At 60.8% G+C, this 18,147-nt stretch carries 19 protein-coding genes and 1 tRNA gene; 10 read left to right on the top strand and 10 right to left on the bottom strand.

Annotated elements, in window-relative coordinates; genetic code table 11:
* Positions 1-39: 39 nt before the first annotated feature.
* Together ACK509_RS11060 and ACK509_RS11055 are read right to left on the bottom strand one after the other, a co-directional pair.
* Positions 40-1,053 (bottom strand): succinylglutamate desuccinylase/aspartoacylase family protein, encoded by a 1,014-nt coding sequence (locus ACK509_RS11060; RefSeq protein WP_410766593.1) that lies wholly within the window; start codon positions 1,051-1,053, stop codon positions 40-42.
* 86 nt (positions 1,054-1,139) lie between these two features.
* Entirely contained in the window at positions 1,140-2,117 is a 978-nt protein-coding gene (locus ACK509_RS11055) for a bile acid:sodium symporter family protein (protein ID WP_410766592.1), read from the bottom strand.
* A 129-nt stretch (positions 2,118-2,246) separates the two neighbouring features.
* On the opposite strand from ACK509_RS11055, the gene ACK509_RS11050 reads away from it, so the two are divergent.
* The gene (locus tag ACK509_RS11050; RefSeq protein WP_410766591.1) at positions 2,247-2,765 is read left to right on the top strand and encodes a peptidylprolyl isomerase; all 519 of its coding nucleotides are present in this window, start codon (positions 2,247-2,249) and stop codon (positions 2,763-2,765) included.
* Positions 2,766-2,767: 2 nt separating this feature from the next.
* Here the strand turns inward: ACK509_RS11050 and ACK509_RS11045 are convergent, their stop codons facing one another.
* Positions 2,768-3,961 (bottom strand): hypothetical protein, encoded by a 1,194-nt coding sequence (locus tag ACK509_RS11045; RefSeq protein ID WP_410766590.1) that lies wholly within the window; start codon positions 3,959-3,961, stop codon positions 2,768-2,770.
* 92 nt (positions 3,962-4,053) lie between these two features.
* Here ACK509_RS11045 and ACK509_RS11040 point away from each other — a divergent pair, with 92 nt between their 5' ends.
* Positions 4,054-4,398: a ferredoxin gene (locus ACK509_RS11040; RefSeq protein ID WP_410766589.1), complete on the top strand. Its 345-nt coding sequence runs from the start codon at positions 4,054-4,056 to the stop codon at positions 4,396-4,398.
* A 40-nt stretch (positions 4,399-4,438) separates the two neighbouring features.
* Positions 4,439-4,523: transfer RNA gene (locus ACK509_RS11035), tRNA-Leu, on the top strand.
* Positions 4,524-4,810: 287 nt separating this feature from the next.
* Here ACK509_RS11035 and ACK509_RS11030 read toward each other — a convergent pair.
* The 3 genes from ACK509_RS11030 to ACK509_RS11020 are packed head-to-tail and all read right to left on the bottom strand — an operon-like array spanning position 4,811 to position 8,164.
* A complete protein-coding gene (locus ACK509_RS11030; RefSeq protein ID WP_410766588.1) occupies positions 4,811-5,626 on the bottom strand; it encodes a hypothetical protein in 816 nt (271 codons plus the stop codon).
* Complete coding sequence (locus ACK509_RS11025; RefSeq protein WP_410766587.1) at positions 5,623-6,942, bottom strand: tubulin/FtsZ family protein; 1,320 nt, start codon at positions 6,940-6,942, stop codon at positions 5,623-5,625. The genes ACK509_RS11030 and ACK509_RS11025 overlap by 4 nt, the downstream gene beginning before the upstream one ends.
* A gap of 52 nt (positions 6,943-6,994) precedes the next feature.
* Positions 6,995-8,164, bottom strand: a complete 1,170-nt coding sequence (locus ACK509_RS11020) for a tubulin/FtsZ family protein (RefSeq protein ID WP_410766586.1) — start codon at positions 8,162-8,164, stop codon at positions 6,995-6,997.
* Between the two features lie 490 nt (positions 8,165-8,654).
* On the opposite strand from ACK509_RS11020, the gene ACK509_RS11015 reads away from it, so the two are divergent.
* The 5 genes from ACK509_RS11015 (at position 8,655) to ACK509_RS10995 (ending at position 14,582) form a co-directional block, all read left to right on the top strand.
* Complete coding sequence (locus tag ACK509_RS11015; RefSeq protein ID WP_410766585.1) at positions 8,655-10,343, top strand: MFS transporter; 1,689 nt, start codon at positions 8,655-8,657, stop codon at positions 10,341-10,343.
* 92 nt (positions 10,344-10,435) lie between these two features.
* Entirely contained in the window at positions 10,436-11,173 is a 738-nt protein-coding gene (locus tag ACK509_RS11010; RefSeq protein ID WP_410766584.1) for a tetratricopeptide repeat protein, read from the top strand.
* A gap of 50 nt (positions 11,174-11,223) precedes the next feature.
* Positions 11,224-11,400 carry a hypothetical protein gene (locus tag ACK509_RS11005; RefSeq protein WP_410766583.1) on the top strand — a complete coding sequence of 59 codons (177 nt, stop codon included), beginning with the start codon at positions 11,224-11,226 and terminating at the stop codon, positions 11,398-11,400.
* 73 nt (positions 11,401-11,473) lie between these two features.
* Positions 11,474-13,768, top strand: coding sequence for a methyl-accepting chemotaxis protein (locus tag ACK509_RS11000; protein ID WP_410766582.1), 2,295 nt, complete (start codon positions 11,474-11,476; stop codon positions 13,766-13,768).
* 310 nt (positions 13,769-14,078) lie between these two features.
* A complete protein-coding gene (locus ACK509_RS10995) occupies positions 14,079-14,582 on the top strand; it encodes a DUF5813 family protein (protein WP_410766581.1) in 504 nt (167 codons plus the stop codon).
* A gap of 78 nt (positions 14,583-14,660) precedes the next feature.
* Here ACK509_RS10995 and ACK509_RS10990 read toward each other — a convergent pair whose 3' ends face one another.
* Both ACK509_RS10990 and ACK509_RS10985 read right to left on the bottom strand, forming a co-directional pair.
* Positions 14,661-14,897: an Lrp/AsnC ligand binding domain-containing protein gene (locus ACK509_RS10990; protein WP_410766580.1), complete on the bottom strand. Its 237-nt coding sequence runs from the start codon at positions 14,895-14,897 to the stop codon at positions 14,661-14,663.
* Between the two features lie 2 nt (positions 14,898-14,899).
* Positions 14,900-15,583: a potassium channel family protein gene (locus ACK509_RS10985; protein ID WP_410766579.1), complete on the bottom strand. Its 684-nt coding sequence runs from the start codon at positions 15,581-15,583 to the stop codon at positions 14,900-14,902.
* 108 nt (positions 15,584-15,691) lie between these two features.
* On the opposite strand from ACK509_RS10985, the gene ACK509_RS10980 reads away from it, so the two are divergent.
* Positions 15,692-15,925 carry an Lrp/AsnC ligand binding domain-containing protein gene (locus ACK509_RS10980; protein WP_410766577.1) on the top strand — a complete coding sequence of 78 codons (234 nt, stop codon included), beginning with the start codon at positions 15,692-15,694 and terminating at the stop codon, positions 15,923-15,925.
* Between the two features lie 7 nt (positions 15,926-15,932).
* Here the strand turns inward: ACK509_RS10980 and ACK509_RS10975 are convergent, their stop codons facing one another.
* Positions 15,933-16,979, bottom strand: a complete 1,047-nt coding sequence (locus tag ACK509_RS10975; protein ID WP_410766576.1) for a thiamine pyrophosphate-dependent dehydrogenase E1 component subunit alpha — start codon at positions 16,977-16,979, stop codon at positions 15,933-15,935.
* Between the two features lie 110 nt (positions 16,980-17,089).
* Here ACK509_RS10975 and ACK509_RS10970 point away from each other — a divergent pair, with 110 nt between their 5' ends.
* Entirely contained in the window at positions 17,090-17,410 is a 321-nt protein-coding gene (locus tag ACK509_RS10970; RefSeq protein WP_410766575.1) for a hypothetical protein, read from the top strand.
* A gap of 4 nt (positions 17,411-17,414) precedes the next feature.
* Here ACK509_RS10970 and tmk read toward each other — a convergent pair whose 3' ends face one another.
* Positions 17,415-18,008 carry a dTMP kinase gene (tmk, locus tag ACK509_RS10965; protein ID WP_410766574.1) on the bottom strand — a complete coding sequence of 198 codons (594 nt, stop codon included), beginning with the start codon at positions 18,006-18,008 and terminating at the stop codon, positions 17,415-17,417.
* Positions 18,009-18,147 lie beyond the last annotated feature (139 nt).

The raw sequence follows: 18,147 nt of genomic DNA, 5'->3' as shown, positions 1-18,147 counted from the left end.
AACTGCGGCGATAAATGTCTTCTTGCCTACTATTCGAGCCTAAAAGTCGAACTCCTCGTCCACGCTGTCGAACGGGTCATCTTCGTCTCCATCCAGCGGGAGTGCCACGCCGACGAGCGTCGTTCCGGCGGTGACGGTGGCCTCGCGGGCGATAGAGTAGACGACGCCGCCGCGTTCGGCTTCGACTTCTTGGAGCATCTCGTAGGTGGTCGGGTCGTACACCCAGCCGAGGTGGTCGCCGGGGCGCACGTCGCGGCCGAGTTCGAGGTCTTCGCGGGCGACGAAGAGACCGGATTCGGCGGCAGTGACGCGCCCGAGGTGATTTCTGTAGGTCTTGCCGTCCCACGAATCGACTGCGCCGGAGAGAATGCCGAGGTGGCGAGCGACGTTGAGAACCCCAGAGACGCCCGCGTCGATAGCGTCTTCGACCAGTTGCTTGTTGTGCGCCAGTTCGGGCGTGATAGAGGGTATGTTGGCTTCGGTGGCGGCGACACGGAGTTTGCCGCCGAAGTTGCGCTCGGCCCACTCTTCTTCGGCGTCTTCGCCCGCGGCCTCGGCGAGCAGGACGTCGATACCGAAGGCTTCGGCGAGGGTCCGTGACTCGTCGTGGCCTTTTCGGTAGACCGTGTGAGTCAGCATGTCTGGACTGCCGGTGTGGAGGTCAACGATAGCGTCCGCTTCGCTGGCGTACTCCCAGAGTGCGGCGGCCATGCGTTCGTGGAGTGAGCCATCCGAATCGCCGGGCCACACGCGATTCATGTTCGGATTGACCGAATCGACCGCCTCGGGCGTGGTGTACGAGACGCGGTCGAACGTCAGTGGGTCGGCGACGGGAACGGCGATAATGCGTCCAGAGATGGATTCGCGGTCCAATCGGCTGTGGAGTCGTCGGAGGACTTCGGTGCCATTTATCTCTCGGCCGTGTTGGGCCGCTTGGATGTAGAGTGTCGCCCTGTCGGCCGTCCCGTCGGCCGGTTCGTAGACGTGAACCGTCGTCTGGACCGGGACACCGGAAGGAAGTCGGGCGAGCGTCACGGTCTCCGCAGTGTGCATACACACCGCAACGCAATCGTATCTCTTGTAGGTAGGGGGAATCCGCAGTCGGCGACGTGAAAAATCGGTCGCGTGTCGGGCGGTACTCAGTCGTCGGCGGGTGCGGCAGTCGGCCGACTCGACTCTTGGCGCGAGAAGTAGCTTGCGAGCGCCGGGCCGGTGACGTTGTGCCACACGCTGAACAGTGCGGGCGGCAGTGCGGCGAGCGGCGAGAAGAACGCGACAGCGAGTGCGGCGGCGAGTCCACTATTTTGCAGGCCGACTTCGAAGGTCGTCGTCCGAACACGGTCGTCGGGCATGCCTGCGAGCTTGCCAGCGCCGTAGCCTGCACTGAGTCCAATCGCGTTGTGGATGACGACGGCGGCGATGGCGGCGACTCCTGCGCCGAGAATCGTATCCACGTTGAGGCCGACGACGGCCGCGACGATGGCGACGATAGTCACCACAGAGATGAGCGGGAACACGTCGAGTCCGGCCTCAGCAGCCTCGGGCGCGGAGCGGTCGAGCGCGATTCGGAGCGCGAAGCCGAGGACGACCGGGATGAAGACGATTTGGACGATACTCAGAAAGAGGTCCATGAAGCCGACCTGCAACTGCTCGCCAGCGAGGGCGACCACCCACGCAGGCATGACAATCGGCGCGGCGAGCGTCGTGACGGTCGTAATCGCAACCGAGAGCGCCACGTCACCTTCACCGAGATAGGCCATGACGTTCGACGCCGTGCCCCCAGGAGCGGCACCGACGAGGATGACGCCGACGGCGAGTTCGGGCGGGAGCGAGAGAGCAACGGTGAGCGCGTAGGCCGCGAGCGGCATCACGAGCCATTGGGCGAGAACACCGACTGCAACCGCACCGGGTTGTTCGGCGAGTCGTTTGAAGTCGATTGGTTGGAGCGTCAGGCCCATCCCGAGCATGATGATGCCGAGTCCGAGCGAGATATGTGGGGCAATCCACGTGAACAGACTCGGTTCGACCAGCGCGAGACCCGCCGCGGCGAGGACGAGAACGACGAAGTACGTGTTTGCGAGATTCGAGGCCTTTCGAAGGGCTGAGAGGGCGCTCATTTTGGTCGCCCTCCAGTGACATGACATGTCATCTCATCACAATCGTTTGTGTCAAATTGATATGTCTGTCGATACGACTATTGTAGTCGGAGCGGCACGGTTTTCACGCGCCCGCCCGACGATGGGTATATGAGCGATAACCCAACTGCCACGCTCCACACGACAAAGGGCGACATCACGGTCGAACTGTTCGCCGACAAGGTCCCCAACACGGTGGACAACTTCGTCGGTCTCGCCACGGGCGAGAAGACGTGGGTACACCCCGAGACGGACGAGACGAAAGAGGACGAACCCCTCTACGAGGATATCCTCTTCCACCGCATCATCGACGGTTTCATGATTCAGGGTGGCGACCCGACCGGAACCGGCCGCGGCGGCCCCGGCTATACGTTCGACGACGAGTTCGACTCGGACCTTAGCCACGACGGCGCTGGCGTCCTCTCGATGGCGAACCGCGGCCCCAACACCAACGGCTCGCAGTTCTTCATCACGCTCGCCGCACAGCCGCACCTCGACGGCAAACACGCCGTCTTCGGGAAGGTCACCGACGGCATGGACGTCGTCGAAGAAATCGGCTCGGTCCCGACCGACCGCCAAGACAAGCCGGTTTCGGACATCGTCCTCGAATCCGTCGACGTCGAACAGTAAGCTTAGCGCGCGTTGACGGCCCACGACGGTGGCTCCACCGTCGTCTCGTCGATTGCCCTATATTCGAACCACACTGTTACTGTCACGCCATCTCGCGTCTCGTACGACACCTCCATCGACCGCACGAAGCCAGAGTCTTCGATAATCGCGCTGACGGTGTATCGAACCGACCGCGGGAACTCGTTACCACTGCCGACGATTTCGTACAGTTGCGTGCCGTTTTCGACCGACGAGTTCACGACCCGAGAGTTCTCTGTCGAGAGGTACCAGTCGATGTACGACTCCGCGCGAATGGCTTGGCGACCCGGCCCGGCCACGGTCTCGGGGTCGATGACGCGAACGGCGACACCATCGGGTTCGGACGGGCGACGGGCGTACCGGAACGTCCCATCCGCGAAGGCGTCTTCGGAGGCTGTTGGCCGCGGAAAGGCTCTGAGCGTGCCACTTCGCTGGACGGACGAGCGGTATCGATGCGGCGCTTCGACGGCGACGGTCTCTACCGCGCTGCCGGTCTGATTGCCCGCAATCGACTCACGATACCCAATCGTCCACTGATACGAGTGATTCCCGAGTGCCTCGCGGTGGGCTGTAGCGAGCGCTGTGGCATTTTCGACGCCCGCCGTCGTCAGACCGGGGGCAATCGCACGGGGGACGGGTGTCGCTGTCGGCGTCGAAGTGGAGGATTCCGTGGCCGCAGGCGACGCGTCTTGGGTCGCCAGTTGGACGCCCGAAAGTGGAATCATCCCAGTTACGACCGCGGCGGCCACAACCAACAAAAGAGCGACGAGAACGAGCAAGGGGCCAAGCCATCTGCGCCGCGGGCGCTCTGTAACCGGCGTGCTGAGGAGGGAACCAAAGTGCGCAGAAAAGAGTCGGTCACTTTGGGCTTCCGGCAGTCCGTACCGAGCCATCTCGAAGATATCACCGACCGAATAAACCGTCGCTGTCGGCGAGTCAATCTCCCCGAGTGCGACGATGACGTTCGTCTCTGCTGGCGGCGAGCGCGTCCCTAAAAACGACTCAGTAGCGAGTGCGATACGCTTGGTTTCACCGCCGCGAGTGGCGACGATAGTTTGCCCGTCGATTCTCGTCTCCCATCCCCGCGCCGCCCAGAGGTCCGCGAGAAACTGCCGTTGCTCGCGGTGAGAGCGGGAGCGAAACGCGCTGTCGAAGCGCTCGCGTCGGGGACGGGCCATCAGCCATCGTAGGAGAGCAACGCGGAAAGAGCCACCGGGCACACTCGAAGGCGACCGACAGCGCAAAGTCGCCGCGGTTGCAACCCCCGTCGATGAGTGAGGAGACCGAGCGTCCGAAGCCGAGCGACTTCGGAAGCGACGCAAACGCTCCGCCGGTCGAAGAAAAGCCCTACAAAATCATCTTCGAGGCCAACAAGTGCTTCGGCGCGGGGCGGTGTGCCGAGGTCGCAGACAACTGGGAGATGGACCTTGCAACCGGACTCGCCCGAGCGAAGTCGTACTTTATCGGTGAGGACGAACTCGACGAGAACATCCGCGCTGCAGAGGTGTGCCCGGCGAAGAAAGGCCGTGGCGTCATCCACGTCATCGACCGACGGACGGACGAAGAAATCTCGCCAGACCCGAATGGCGATGGCTCGCTGTCGGTCGATTGGTAACCGAAAGCACTTTTCTTCCCCCCTGATAACGAACGACTGAGCGGGGGTGGCTGAGCCTGGCCAAAAGCGGCGGACTTAAGATCCGCTCTCGTAGGAGTTCGCGAGTTCAAATCTCGTCCCCCGCACTTGTACCGAGGAACTTTGTGACGAGTGCCAAGTGCGGCCAGAGTGATTTGAATCAGGGAGCAATGTGCGACATTTCGTGTCGCAAAAAGACGAACGGCGAAGCCGTGAGTCGCGTTGCGACCGTGGTTCAAATCGAACGGCGAGTTTGAACGAGACGAGACGCAGCGCCGAAGGCGACCGTCTCGACGTTGTTCAAATCTCGTCCCTCGAATCGATTGTAACAAAGAGAGCGATGCGTCCAGAATCCCGGCCGACAAAGACAGTGAAGTTGCGAAAAAAGTGTTCGTCAGTACAATCGCGACCCACCGTCGTCGACGTGGCTCGATGGACCGTCGTTCCTGACGCCATCGACGAGCGTGACGAGTCCGCCGAGGAACCAGCCAACTGGAACCGCGAGGGCGAACCACATGCCGACGTACGCCAATCCCTGCAACTCGAAGGAGGCACGGATGAACGAGGCGACGCCAGCGAAGTCGAGGACGTTGTCGAGAATCCAGATTGCAAGCGACGTCGAACTCGGGAAGACGATAGACGCCAGCGTCGGGGAGTAGAGTGATGCGACGACTGGGGGAAGGAAGATAGCTGTTACACCGAGTGGATATGCGAGGAGGACGGTCACGGGCCGACCATCCAGACGCTTGAAGTAGAGTGTGAGAACCGCAGAGATAGTTGCGACGACGCCCGCGACGACGACGGCGACGAACCCTTCGAACGCGATGGGTGAGATGTACGTCGCTGCCGAGAAGAGACCCCAGATGAGGACCGAAAGCACAGCCACGCCAACGAACCCGAGTCCGGCCGTGAATCGGTCGATTCGGTGGGCGTAATATCGGGTGGCGAGACCGACGACGAAGAGCGGATAGCCGACGACGAGGAAGAGTACGCCGAGGGCCGCCCACAGGTGGTACGCGACAGCACCGCCGGTGTCCTCCGGTTTTCGGTTTTCGACGACCGAATTGCTGCGGTCACGGGCGAAGACGACCTCCATCCACGACATGTGCAACCACCGCAGGTCGATTCGCATGCCTGTGACCATCTCTGCGGCCCAGTTCGGCATCCACCACGGGGAGTCGTCCCACTCCGGGTCGATTGGACTGGTCATCTCGAATCAGCCGCCCCGACCTCTGACACCTCGGCGTCCAAGGCTTGTTGGTGTTCGATGGCAGTCTCCTGAATCTCTTTGATTCTATCGACGTCGGTCACGTTCGAGAACAGGATGACCACGGTGAGCGACGGAGCCCTGTCGTGCGGTTCGTCGCCCGCCATCACTTCGACGATGTCGGCTTCTCGTTCGAGCCAATATCGACCACCCTCGAATCCCTTTCGAGAGAGCGTTCGAGACGGGCCAGTGAGGACGATGAGCGCTCGGTCGGCACTCGAAATCTCACACGGGAGCGTCAGTTTCGACAGCGCCGCTTTGCGGACGAGTCTGTTTATCTTCGCCGCGTCAGTCGCGGTATCGTCGTCGTCCATCTCGGCTTTGTTTGCCCAGTTGGAGTCGGGCATCCACGCAAAGCGGTCGCTCATCGAACGAACCCACGAGCGAACCCCACCGGCCTGTGGCAGGTCGAACGAGGCGTAGCCGATAGACGAGATGCCGCCCGTATCGAGCGTCCGCATGATGTCGCTCGGGTCCATCCGGTTTTCGGACTCGGTACTCCCGCGGAACTCGCCTGCGGCGAATAGTGTGACGAGTCGCTCGGCGAGTGCGACGTTCATGCGCTCGAACTCACCGGTGGAGTCGTCGGCAGGGTTGGTCGCGTCAGCAGTGTCGGGGGCGTCAGCGGTGTCGGTATCGTCGGTGGGCACGTCCTCGTCGGAGCCTGTCGCTTCGTCTGCGGCATCGTCTTCTTCAGGTTGCAGACGACCCACAGAGTCGAAGTCGGCGTCTCGCCACGCGTCGTTGTCGAAGGTGATGACGTTGTCCGCCGTGGCGACGAAGGACTGAAGCGTTCGTGCGGCGGTCAACGCCGGTTCTTGTCCTTCTGACGTGGCGGGAAGGACGCCGACTGCGTACACCGGTTCGTCACAGATTTCTTTCAACTGGTCGATGACGACGGCACCGGCACCGCCGCCGGTTCCGCGCCCGAGTCCGGCGACGACGAGGATGCCGTCTACCTGATGGAACTCGATGAGGTCGAACGCACGGATGATGTCGTTCTTCTCCTCGCGGGCGATTTCGGCCGCCAAATCCGGGTCGCCGTCGATGTCTTCGCCGCTCGCTTCCCAGTAGACGTCTCCGATAGTCAGCCGACGCTCTTCGGGAACGTGTTCGGGGGCGTCGAACGCGGTTGGCGTCGAGTTGATGAGCAGGGTATTCCCGTTGCAAAGGTTTCGACCCGTCTCCTTCTCGAACTCCAAGACTTGGTTGACGATACGACTCCCTGCGTTACCAACGCCGACGACTGCGAGCTTCATGGCACCAGTCCCTGAGAGGTGTGTGCTACCTCCCGGTTCACGGGACTCATGGTCAGATGACCGGGTCGATTTTGCCGTCTTTGTCCGTTATCAGGTCGGCTATCTCTTCTTCGCGGACGGCCTCCTGCTCGGCAATTTTCTCCTGAGCAGCAACCGCTTGCTCCTGAATCTTTTCGATTCGAGGGGTCTGGGTGACGTTCGACAGCAAGACGACCGCAGAGAGCGCAGAGGCGTTCTCTCGTGGGTCGTCGCCAGCGAGTACTTCGACCGTATCGACCTCGTTTTCGATCCATTCACGGGCACTCTCGAGTCCCTTCCGCGAGAGTTCCGAGGGCGGACCGGAGAGGACGATGAGCGCACGGTCTGCGCTCGACGGTTCACACGGCAGCGTAAGTCGGGAGTTGACCGCTCGACGGACGAGACCGTTTATCTTCGCCGCAGAGTTGGAACTGTCCTGGACTTCGTGGTCCTCGCGGAATCGCTTGAGGAGCCCGTCACCGTTCTCGACCGACGTGGACGCGTAGCCGATAGACGAGATACCGTCTGTATCGAGCGTGCGGATGATGTCACTGGAGTCCATCGCGTTCTCTGCCACGGTCGGTTCGTCGTACTCGCCTGCTCCGAGGAGGGTGACGATACGAGTCGCCAGTTCGCGGTTCATGCCCTCGTAGCCCTCACCGACCGTTTGGTCCTTCGAGCGCCACGCGTCGTTGTCGAAGGCGATGAAGTTGTCCGTGTTGTTGACGAACGATTGGAGCGAACGGGCCGCGTTCAACGCTGGCCGACCGCCTTCGTACTTGCCGGGGAGGACGCCCAATCCGTAGATTGGTTCGTCGTACATCTTCTGCAGTTCGTTGATGACGACTGGCCCTGCACCGCTGCCGGTTCCGCCGCCGAGAGACGCACAGACCAAGATTGCGTCCACTTCGTGGATGTCCACGTCGTCGAACGCGCGTCGAATCTCGTCCATGTCGTTTCGGGCGACTTCCGCACCGACGTCGACGTCGCCACCGACACCGTGACCCTTGGCTTTCTGGTGTGTGTCTCCGATGAGAATTCGTCGTTCTTCCGGGATGTGGTCCGGTTTGGTGAGGTCAGTCCGTGCGGTGTTTATCACCATCACGTGACGACAGAGTTTCCGATTCGTGAGCGATTCGAATTCGACCATCTTGTCGACAATCTTGCTACCCGCGTTGCCGACTCCGATAATTCCTAGTTTCATGGTTGGGTTACGACCAGGGTTAGAACTCTCCTGGCCGGCTTATCCGGAGAGTTCCACCGCTAGAATCCACCCGAATTACCCCCCTGGATTATTCCCCACCCCAGTTGATTTTTCAATGCAAAGCCAGTCTATTTAAACAATTTGGCCACCTGTCATGTATTCGAACAGTCGTGTGGTGTGTTTACGTTCGTCAGAGAGGTGGGGAAATCTCGTCGTTCCCTGACGGAAACGAGTTGCTGTCGGTCGATTAGTAACCGGACTCAGTTTCGGTTCCCCGAGAGTGGACACCGACCGAGGGTGGTCAATAGCGGCGAACTCTCGTTGCCCTCATTTTCACCAAACGAAAATTCGGCGTTCAAATTTCGTCCTCCGAATCCACCGGCCGACGCTGTAGAAAATGAGAACCTCACGACGAACGCAATTCGATTACTGACAGTGTGGTACCCCTAGACTACCCTTAACAGACTACTCAACGTACTGTTACCTTCGTATGAGTGAGATTAATTCGGGGGCTACGAACGAACAATCAGGAATGAAGTTCTGGGGGCCAGCGGTCATCGCCGCGATAAGCATGTTCCTCGGCGTCCTCGATTCGTCGATGATGAACGTCGCTGTTCCGTCTATCGTTCAGGACCTGGACACCACGGTCAGCGCGTTGCAAGGTGCTATCGCGGTGTACTCGATGGTGATGGCCGCGCTCATCATCCCAGGCGGGAGCCTTCGAGCGGCTATCGACACCAAACGACTCCTCATCATCACGCTCGCGATATACAGCGTCGGAACGCTCATGGCAGGATTCAGCCCGAGTTTCGCGGTGTTGTTCCTCGGCTGGTCGGTCATCGAAGGCATCGCCGCCGCCTTGCTGCTGCCAATCACGTACTCGATTATCGTCGAGAACTACAAGGGGAGCGACCGCGCGAAGGCTTTCGGGGCAATCGGTGGTGTGACGGCCGTCGGCGTCGCCGTCGGACCCATGATTGGAGGGACACTCACGACCTACGGCAGCTGGCGCTGGGGTTTGATTGGTGAGTTCTTCGTCGTCCTGATAATCGTCGGGTTGACCCTTCGGTATCTGCCGTCGAAGCCGAACGAAGAGGCCATCCAGTTCGATACGGGGGGGACGATTCTGTCGATTCTGGGAATCGTCTCCATCATCGTGGGGTCGTTACTCGCCGGGCAGTACGGCTGGATTCGACCGCTTCGACCGTTCGTGATTAATGGGACACAGATACAGCCACTCGGACTCTCACCCGCAATCTGGTTAATCGGATTTGGCCTAGTCTTCCTCGTTGCCTTCGTCCGGTGGGAAATTCGACAGCAACGTGCAGGCCAACCAGTGCTGATTCCGCTGACAGTCCTGCGAAACCGGACGTTCATCTCGGGCACCTCCACGTTTGCGAGCGAGTCCCTGTTCCTCTCCGGTTTCATGTTCACTATACCGGTGTTTCTCCAGTCAGCACTCGGCTTCTCGGCGTTCGATTCCGGCATCGCGCTGTTGCCGTTCTCGGCGGCGACCCTCGTGGTAGCGGTTATCTCAACCGGCTGGCGAGAGTACTTCGCCCAGAAGCGCATCGTCATCGTCGGCCTCGTACTCATCGGAGCCGGGATGTTACTGCTGATAAGTCGGCTTGCGCTCGATTTGACCACCTCCGAGATGGTCCTGCCGATGCTGATTATCGGTGTCGGACTCGGACTGTTCACCGGGCAGTTGGTCGACCTGACGATGTCCGCCGTTCCCGAGTCGGACTCTGCTGTCTCGTCGGGGGTCATCAACTCGGTGAGTCAACTCGGCTACGCGTTCGGGACGGCCGTCGCCGGGTCCGTACTCTTCTCGCAGTTCTACGGGAGCGTCGTCAGTGGCGTAACCCAGTTGCAGGGTAGTACGTCGATTTCCGCGGACAGTCGGCGTCAGCTTTCGGTACAACTGCAAAACGCCGTCGATACGACGACACAAGCACAACAGCAGGCGTTCATCCAGGGGTTGCCGCCAAGTACCCAACAGCAGGTCGTGGAAATCATCCACAACGCGATGGTGACAGCACAGAAGAGCGTGCTGGTGGTCATCGTTCTCTTCATCCTCGTGACGATACTCGCATCGAGCTTCCTGCCGCTGCGAAAGCCGTCACGGGGAGACGAGCAAGAGACGAGGGCTACGACCGGAGAGAAAGGAGCAGTGTAGCCCGGCAAATGATGTGGAAGCGACCACTGAAACACCCAGACATTTGGTAACACCCCGAACACGCTATCTCGTTGGCCCGCGAATACACACGAATGGGTTCGACGCGAAAACACGACTACTCGGATGGGCAAGGGTTCGACGACCCCTACAGGGGATTCGACCTCGACCCACCGGAACTCCGCCTGAATGGCCGCCAGATAGACCCTGCGGACAATCACGTACTGGCGGAGTTCGTGGATGAATCGCAGGTCGTCCCCGAAGACGTGGACGTCACGACCCTCATCGATATCGGACTGACGTACGTCAGTATCGGCGAGTACGAGCAAGCTATCGACAGTTTCACGCGGGCAATCGCTTTCGGTGACGAGGATTCAGAACAGGTGCAAGAAGCACTCGTGAACAAGGGTGTCGCCCACGCGCAACTCGAAGAGTACGACGAAGCAATCGGTGCGTACCGCGATGCACTGCGTATCAACCCCGATAACGACCACGCCGCGACGGCCGAGACGAATCTCGCGTACGCGATGTGGGAAGATGGTGATTCGTCACACCCACTGGAACACGCCGAGCGTGCGGTCGAACTCGACGCACGCGTCCCGCAGGCGTGGTACAATCGAGGGTACTTCCTGCTCGAACGTGGGCTTGCCGAAGCGGCGGTTCTATGCTTCGAAAACGCACTCAAACTCGGCATGCGCAACAGATGGGTTTACGAAGAGCGTGCCCGCGCCTACGAGTTACTCGGTGAGGTCGAACTCGCCGAAATCGACCGCGAGATAGCCGAATCCAGTCGAGTCCCCGCCGATGGTGGCTACCCAGAGCGCGGCGAGTAGACCCGCAGCCCCAAACCCTTTGAACTGCGGTAATAATATGTAATTAGCCCATGCGGCCACCGATATTTCCCACACGGTTCGACCTCGCGCTTGCCGTAATGGCCGCGTTCGTCCTCGGCGGCGGCGTGCTGGGTCTGCTGCTCAGTATCCCGCTGTATCTTGGGATGACAAGCGGCGCGACCGGTGCGGCGGCGGTGGCCATCTTCACGACTGTCTCTGAGTTGTAATTCTCACTTTGTTATCGGTGCTGATATTCAGACAGTCAGGACTTTATCAGTGATTTGCCTGTCGAACGGTAGCATGAAATTCGCTACGGTCGTCCCGAAGGTGTTCAGGAGGAGCTACCTTCGGAAGTTCCTGCTCGTCGTCGTCGTCGTCGCGGCGGTCTTAGGCGGGTTAGGGGTCTACGTGTCCGAGTCGGTCGGCACGGAGGTCAGAGCAGACGCGCACTCCGACCTCGAACTCGTCGCAACGCTAGAAGCCGAAAAACTCGCCAATTGGGTCGATGGCCACACGCGTACGGCGCGAATGCTCTCGGAGTTCGAAGCAGTCCGGTCGGGCAACCCGGACGAAATCGAACCCGTCCTCGAAAAAGAAAAAGAGCAGTTACCGCCCGAAGTACTCGCAATCCACTACGTCAAGCCGTCGAACCGAGATATCATCCGGAGTACGGACTCCACCTTGGAGACGAAGACGATGGAAGACCTCGACATCTCGTGGGCAGTCGGGTCGCTCACGATGCTCGACCCCAGCGGTGTGGCTATCTCTGAAGTCTATCGCTACGCCGGGGGCGAGCGTATCGCCTTCATGAGTCCGGTCGAAGGGCAAGATGCGGCTGTGGTCGTCGTGGTCGATGCGACCCGACACGCCGAATCGCTCAACGAACCCATCGAGGGGTCGCACACACGCGTCGTCAACTCGGAGGGCGTGATTGCCATCGACAAGTACGGAAAGAACGTCTTGCGACTGTACAACGACGGTGAGGAGACGCCAGCACTCGCGGCGGCAATAGACGGCGAGTCGGGCGTATTGACCCGCGAAGGGACGCTCGTCGCCTACGCACCAGTCGAAGGAACCGAGTGGGCCGTCCTCATCGAATCACCACCCGCACAGACCTACGCAGTCGCCTCGTTCGTCGAAGAGCAGGTGACGATTCTCATCGCGGTTGCACTCGGCGGTCTCGCGTTAGTCGGTCTCAGCATGGGTGGCGGGACCGTGCGCTCGCTCCGTCGTCTCCGCAAGCGCGCAGAGGCGCTCTCGAGCGGAGACCTCGAAGTCGATTTGACCACCAGCAGAGTGGACGAGTTCGGCGCACTCACTGCGGCGTTCTCCGAGATGCGCGACTCGCTACAGGGGAGGATTGAAGAGGCAGAACGCGCCCAGACGGACCTGGAAACCGCGGCAGCAGACTACAGAGAGACGATGGAACACGCCGCAAACGGTGACCTGACCGTTCGAACCGAGGTCACGCCCGAAGACGAGGCGATGGCGGCCGTCGGCGACGGCATCGACGCGATGCTCTCGGACCTCGAATCCACGATTGGCAAGGTGGCCTCGTTCGCGGCCACCGTCGAAGAGACGGGCGAACGCGTCACCGCCGGAACCGAAGAAGTGACCGCCGCCTCCGAGCGTGTCGGGCAGGCGACCGCCGACATCTCCGAGGGCGCGGGCGAACAGGCGTCGCTCCTCGACGAGGTGTCCTCAGAGATGCAGGACCTCTCGGCGACGGTCCAAGAGGTTGCCGCGTCCGCGGACGAACTGGCCGGACTCGCCAGCGACGCGAGCGAACACGGCGCGGCGGGCCGCACTGCGACCGAAACCGTCCACGACGAGATGGTCGAAATCGACGAGCGAATCGCCGCCGCCGCGGACGGTGTCGAAGCACTGCGCGAAGAAGTCGGCCAAATCAGCGACGTCGTCGACCTCATCGAAGACATTGCCGACCAGACCAACCTGCTCGCGCTCAACGCCTCTATCGAGGCCGCACGCGCAGGTGACGCCGGTGCTGGATTCGCCGTCGTCGCTGAGAGCGTCAAAGAACTCGCCGGAGAGACAGCCGACGCGACCACCGAAATCGCCGACTCGATTTCCGAAGTCGAGACGACCGCAGAGGAGACGGTCTCCGAGGTACACGGCGCACGCGAGCAAGTCGGAGTCGGTGTCGAAGCAATCGAAGACGGGAAAGTCGCCATCGACGAGGCAGTCGAACAGCTCGGCGAAGTCGATATCGGCGTCGCGGCAATCGACGACGCGGCGGCGACGCAAGCGACCGCCGCGCAGTCAGTTGCCCGACTGGCCGACGAAGCCGCGACGATTTCCTCCGAAGCACAGACCGAATCTGCGGCCGTCGCCAACGCGGCCAGCGAACAGAACGAAGCGATGCTCGGCGTCGCCTCGGAGATGCAGGAACTCGCAGACGTGACCGAGGAACTCCGGTCGCTCGCCGACCGATTCGAAGTCTCGACCGACGCCGGTGAGACGAGAGAACGTGGCGGCGACTCGCCTGCAAGCAACTCGTCCCCAAGCAGTGACGAAACCGTCTCGTCGCCGACGATGGCCGAACTCGCGGCTGACGGCGCTGGAACCGAAGAGTAGTCTCTCCGTTTCGGGACGAACGCGACGTTTTGACTCAGTTCGAGTTGGGAAACGACAGAAATCGACAGCAGCAGCGCTCTATGAGTGAGTTTCTGAGAAAGGGATGGGCAGCCGCACGGGAGCAGCCCGTGCGGCGATGCCGCCCTAAATTTGGTCCCCGCTGACGCTTCGGCCCTCCAGATCGAAGCGTCACGTGAAAGGTGCGCGGCAATCTACTTAAACGTGCCGCCACGCCGCCGATTACGCCTCAGTAGGGCGAAACGAACACGGACACAACGGGCTTTTCTCTCGGGAGTTCCTTCGGTTGTCCATGAGCGAACAGGACGAACTTTCTGGGCGTGTTCGGCGGGCCTTCGGCGACCACGGGTCGTTCGAACACACGACAGGCCGAACGTTCGAATCGGTGACCACGCCGTTCGACGGCGAAGTCACTGCCTCGGAACTGGACAACGGACACATCGAGTTCGATATCGTCGTTCGCGTACCGATGCTCTCTGCGGTAGTCGATGAGGGCGTCGCCGACGTCGTCGAAGACGGCTGGTACGAGACGTTCGAACTGCGGATGGAAGATGCCGGTGGCGTCACCGCCAAAGGCCACGATCTCGTCCCCGAGGTACAGCGCAGTGGCGACGAAGCAGTCGTCCGCGTCTCTTTCACCGACATCAACGAACGCCGCGGCATCGACGACGCTGGCGCCGTTATCGACTACGTCGAAGGGACGTTCGTCCAGGGAATCATCCCCGGATACGACTACACCGAACCGGTGTCGAGCATCCTCGACCAAGCCCGCGAGACGGCGGGAACTGGGTTCTAAGGACTGCAAAGCGCACTACCGACTGCGAGAAGCGGATGTAAAAGGAGCGTCGGGCCGGAGAAACTGGGCTGGCGAAGCTCAGTCCATCGCGATGTACGTTTGTGTGTCTTCGATACCGTCTACGGCTTGAATCCCGCCGGCAATCTCTTTGACGTTGGCGGGGGCGTCCACGTCCACTTTGACGATGAAGTCGATGTCGCCAGCGACGATGTGAACGCTCTCGATGCCGTTGTCCACGTCCAGCAAGTGCTGTTTTAGCTCGTCGATACTGCCCGAGACGGCCGAGGCTTTGACCATGATGTAGGCGTGAACCACGTTCAGACACCTCCTGCGGTCGCGGCCATCTCGTCACCGACGAGGAGTTGGCGAACGTCGTTGAGGACGTCGAATTCGGCTAAGACCGCAACTCTGTCACCAGTTTCGAGCGAGTCGTCGGGGAGGGGGATACCCATCGGTTTGCCGTTCTTCCCGAAGGCGAGCAATCGTGCCTGTGAAGGCAGTGCGACCTCGCCGATGCTGTACCCGTTCATCGGTGAGCTTTCGGTCACCGTCACGAGAACGACTTGCAGACTCTTTGCGATGTCTGCGATAGCCTGAATCGACCCGCCGAGGAGTGCGTTCTTCGCACCGATTGCGCCGAGGCGCTCGGGGTAGACGATTTCGTCCACCTCTTTGGCGTACTTTTGGTACACCTCTTCGCGGTAGTCTTCGTCCACTCGGAGTACCGTTCGACAACCGAAGTGTTTAGCAATCATACAGGCCGCGAAGTTCACGTTGAGGTCTGCCGTGAGCGCCCCGAGGGCGTCGGCATCCTCGATTCCTGCTTCGAGCAGGGTCTCTTCGTGCGAGCCATCGCCTTGGACGACTTCAAAACTCATGTCGCGGGCGCGACTCGCCCGGTCACGGTCTAATTCGACCAGTGTGACATCGTGTCCTTCTTCGCGGAGAACGCGAGCTGTTCGTAGCCCAACCCGACCAGAACCAATGATAACGAACCGCATGCGAATACGGTATGACGGCGGAGGCAAATAACCTTGCCCCGCCGGAGTCGAATCGCCCGGCCTCACCGGGAGCAAGGCTTTTGCATAGAGTGATAGAATATCACACACATGGTTCATGCGTTTATCATGGTGAAAACAGGCGCCGGTGAGTCCGAACAGTTGCTTTCGCCAATCCGTGAATTAGAGACCGTCTCAGAAGCACACATCGTCGCTGGCGCATACGATATCATCGCCGAAGTCGAGACAGAAGCAGTCTACGAAGTGCTGAAAACGGCATCGAGTCGGGTCCAAGGACTCCAAGGCGTCACCGACACGAAAACGTACATCTCGCTCGACGAGTAGCGGCCACTCACCGGTCGAGAGAGAACGGACCGTACTTCTCGACAAATTCCAGGTTCTCCGAACGCTGAGCGGCGAGTTCGGGCGTGAGTTCCGCGTACACGTGGTCGAACAACTCCTCAGGGCCGAGGTCGTCTTCGGCTTCGGCCAGTTCGACTGCCTCACTGAGTTCTTCGTTCGCGTCTTCGTACATCGAGTCGATGAGTTCGTCGTCGGCGACGCCGTTGGTTCGACAGAACTCTTCGAACCGTTCGAGTGGGTCACGAGTTCGCCACTCGGGCATATCCTGTTGGCCGTCGCGGTAGCGCGATGGGTCGTCTGCGGTCGTGTGCGGCCCCTGTCGATAGGTGAGACTCTCGATGAGAACCGGGTTGCCGCCACGTGCCTTTTCGAGTGCGTCTTCGACGACTTCTCTGACTGCGAGGGGGTCGTTGCCATCGACTTGGACGCCTTCGATTCCGTAGGCGTCGGCTTTGATTGCAATCGACTCGCTGGCCGTCTGTTTCTCTCTGGGGAGCGAAATCGCCCATCCGTTGTTCTCACAGAAGAAGACGACAGGTGCGTCGAACACCCCGGCGAAGTTCAGTCCCACGTGGAAGTCGCCTTCGGAGGTTGCCCCGTCACCGAAGCAGACCAGTGCGGCGTAATCGTCACCGGTGTAATTGGACGCCATACCGACGCCTGCCGCGTGTGGGATTTGACTGGCAATCGGGACTGCCTGCGGGAAAATCGGGATGCCGTGGTCGGACTGGTACTCGGCGAATCCGCGTCGGAACATGAACATATCCCTCGCGGGGACGCCGCGGGCGAGTTGGAGGGCGTTGGACCGGTACGTCGGGAGCAACACGTCGTCTTCGCGCATGGCGTGTGCCGCGCCGATTTGTGAGGCTTCCTGTCCACGGTACGGCGGATAACCGCTCATCCACCCGCGTCGTTGGAGGGCCAATGCGCGCTCGTCGAACCGGCGCGCCCGAATCATATCGCGGAGTGCAAGGCGGGCATCATCCTCAGTGAATTTGGTGTCCGCCAACCCGCGCTCGTCGATGAGTCGGTGCATAGCGATTTCTCACGCTCCTTCATGATAAACATCACCACTCAAAAACACGTCACGAGCGCCCGGATATCCGAGAACGATAGGCCAAAGACGCCTCACTCCGTAGCGCAGGTATGGTTTCAGTCGTCTCCCTCGTCCTCCTGGGGGTCGTCATCCTCCTCCACACGCTCGTCGCGGCGGTCATGACGCGATTCTTCCGCCTTCGGCTGAGTACCCAGTGGGGCTACATCATCTACGCCCTGTTTCTCATCCCGCTGGTGCTGTTCTTCTCGACGCTCGTCTTCACGGGGGTACTCGGCATCGGTGTCAACCTCGGCAGCCCGGCCGCCGCACTCGGCGTGATGATTGGGATGCCACTCGTCCTTGGATTCACCATCGATACGCTGTACGTCCCCCCGCCGGAAGAGTACGAAAATATGCCCGACTCGCGGTAGTCCGTTAGGCTTCTTCGAGAATTTCTTCGAGTGCCGCTTCGACAGCGTCGAGGACGTCTTCTGGCGGTTGGGTCGCATCGACGCGGACGAATCGCTCGGGTTCGGCCTCGATAATTCGTTCGTAGTTCGCACGCACGTCCGCGAGGTAGGCCGCTTGTTCGAACTTGTTCGTCGAGCCACTGCGTGCGGCTGCCGTCTCGGGGTCCACGTCGAGGTAGATGGTCTTGTCCGGGGTGCGAGAGAAGGCGGCGTGGATGCCCATGATGTACTCCATCGGGCGTTCGAGGTCGGTGTGCCGGAGCGAAGCGGCTTGGTAGGCGTAGCGTGAGTCGGAGTAGCGGTCGGAGATGACGAGTTCGCCGTCGGCGAGGTTCGGTCGAATCACGCGAGAGAGATGGTCTGCGTGGTCGGCAGTAAAGAGAAAGAGCGTCGCCAATGGGTCGGCATCGTCGTCGGCGATGGCGCGGTTGACAGCCTCGCCATACCACGAGTCGTCGGTGGGCTCACGGGTGAAGACCGCATCGGGGTAGGTGTCGTGGAGGGCCTCCCAGACGGTTGTCTTTCCGCTCCCGTCGAGTCCTTCGAGAGTGATGAGCATACCTCCTCTGAGACCCCCCGCATGAAAAAGCGCCCTGAACCTCGGTGGGACGCACCGGCCACCCGGCGTGTTGGTCGGTGGTAACTCCACCTGTCGTCACCTCGGAATTGCTTGCTGTCGGAGCGTTCTCGGGCGAAAT

This window comes from Haloferax sp. DFSO60, assembly GCF_046557615.1.
Classification (GTDB): Archaea; Halobacteriota; Halobacteria; order Halobacteriales; family Haloferacaceae; genus Haloferax.
This window is presented reverse-complemented; position numbering and strand designations above follow the sequence as displayed.

Bases quoted from the DNA above. Each gene is read 5' to 3' on its own strand.
- ACK509_RS10980 (WP_410766577.1), top strand. From the start codon at position 15,692: ATGGTTCATGCGTTTATCATGGTGAAAACAGGCGCCGGTGAGTCCGAA.
- ACK509_RS11000 (WP_410766582.1), top strand. From the start codon at position 11,474: ATGAAATTCGCTACGGTCGTCCCGAAGGTGTTCAGGAGGAGCTACCTT.
- ACK509_RS11020 (WP_410766586.1), bottom strand. From the start codon at position 8,164: ATGAAACTAGGAATTATCGGAGTCGGCAACGCGGGTAGCAAGATTGTC.
- ACK509_RS11050 (WP_410766591.1), top strand. From the start codon at position 2,247: ATGAGCGATAACCCAACTGCCACGCTCCACACGACAAAGGGCGACATC.
- ACK509_RS11040 (WP_410766589.1), top strand. From the start codon at position 4,054: ATGAGTGAGGAGACCGAGCGTCCGAAGCCGAGCGACTTCGGAAGCGAC.
- ACK509_RS11005 (WP_410766583.1), top strand. From the start codon at position 11,224: ATGCGGCCACCGATATTTCCCACACGGTTCGACCTCGCGCTTGCCGTA.
- ACK509_RS11015 (WP_410766585.1), top strand. From the start codon at position 8,655: ATGAGTGAGATTAATTCGGGGGCTACGAACGAACAATCAGGAATGAAG.
- ACK509_RS11060 (WP_410766593.1), bottom strand. From the start codon at position 1,053: ATGCACACTGCGGAGACCGTGACGCTCGCCCGACTTCCTTCCGGTGTC.
- ACK509_RS10985 (WP_410766579.1), bottom strand. From the start codon at position 15,583: ATGCGGTTCGTTATCATTGGTTCTGGTCGGGTTGGGCTACGAACAGCT.
- ACK509_RS10975 (WP_410766576.1), bottom strand. From the start codon at position 16,979: ATGCACCGACTCATCGACGAGCGCGGGTTGGCGGACACCAAATTCACT.
- ACK509_RS10970 (WP_410766575.1), top strand. From the start codon at position 17,090: ATGGTTTCAGTCGTCTCCCTCGTCCTCCTGGGGGTCGTCATCCTCCTC.
- tmk (WP_410766574.1), bottom strand. From the start codon at position 18,008: ATGCTCATCACTCTCGAAGGACTCGACGGGAGCGGAAAGACAACCGTC.
- ACK509_RS11045 (WP_410766590.1), bottom strand. From the start codon at position 3,961: ATGGCCCGTCCCCGACGCGAGCGCTTCGACAGCGCGTTTCGCTCCCGC.
- ACK509_RS11010 (WP_410766584.1), top strand. From the start codon at position 10,436: ATGGGTTCGACGCGAAAACACGACTACTCGGATGGGCAAGGGTTCGAC.
- ACK509_RS10995 (WP_410766581.1), top strand. From the start codon at position 14,079: ATGAGCGAACAGGACGAACTTTCTGGGCGTGTTCGGCGGGCCTTCGGC.
- ACK509_RS11030 (WP_410766588.1), bottom strand. From the start codon at position 5,626: ATGACCAGTCCAATCGACCCGGAGTGGGACGACTCCCCGTGGTGGATG.
- ACK509_RS11025 (WP_410766587.1), bottom strand. From the start codon at position 6,942: ATGAAGCTCGCAGTCGTCGGCGTTGGTAACGCAGGGAGTCGTATCGTC.
- ACK509_RS11055 (WP_410766592.1), bottom strand. From the start codon at position 2,117: ATGAGCGCCCTCTCAGCCCTTCGAAAGGCCTCGAATCTCGCAAACACG.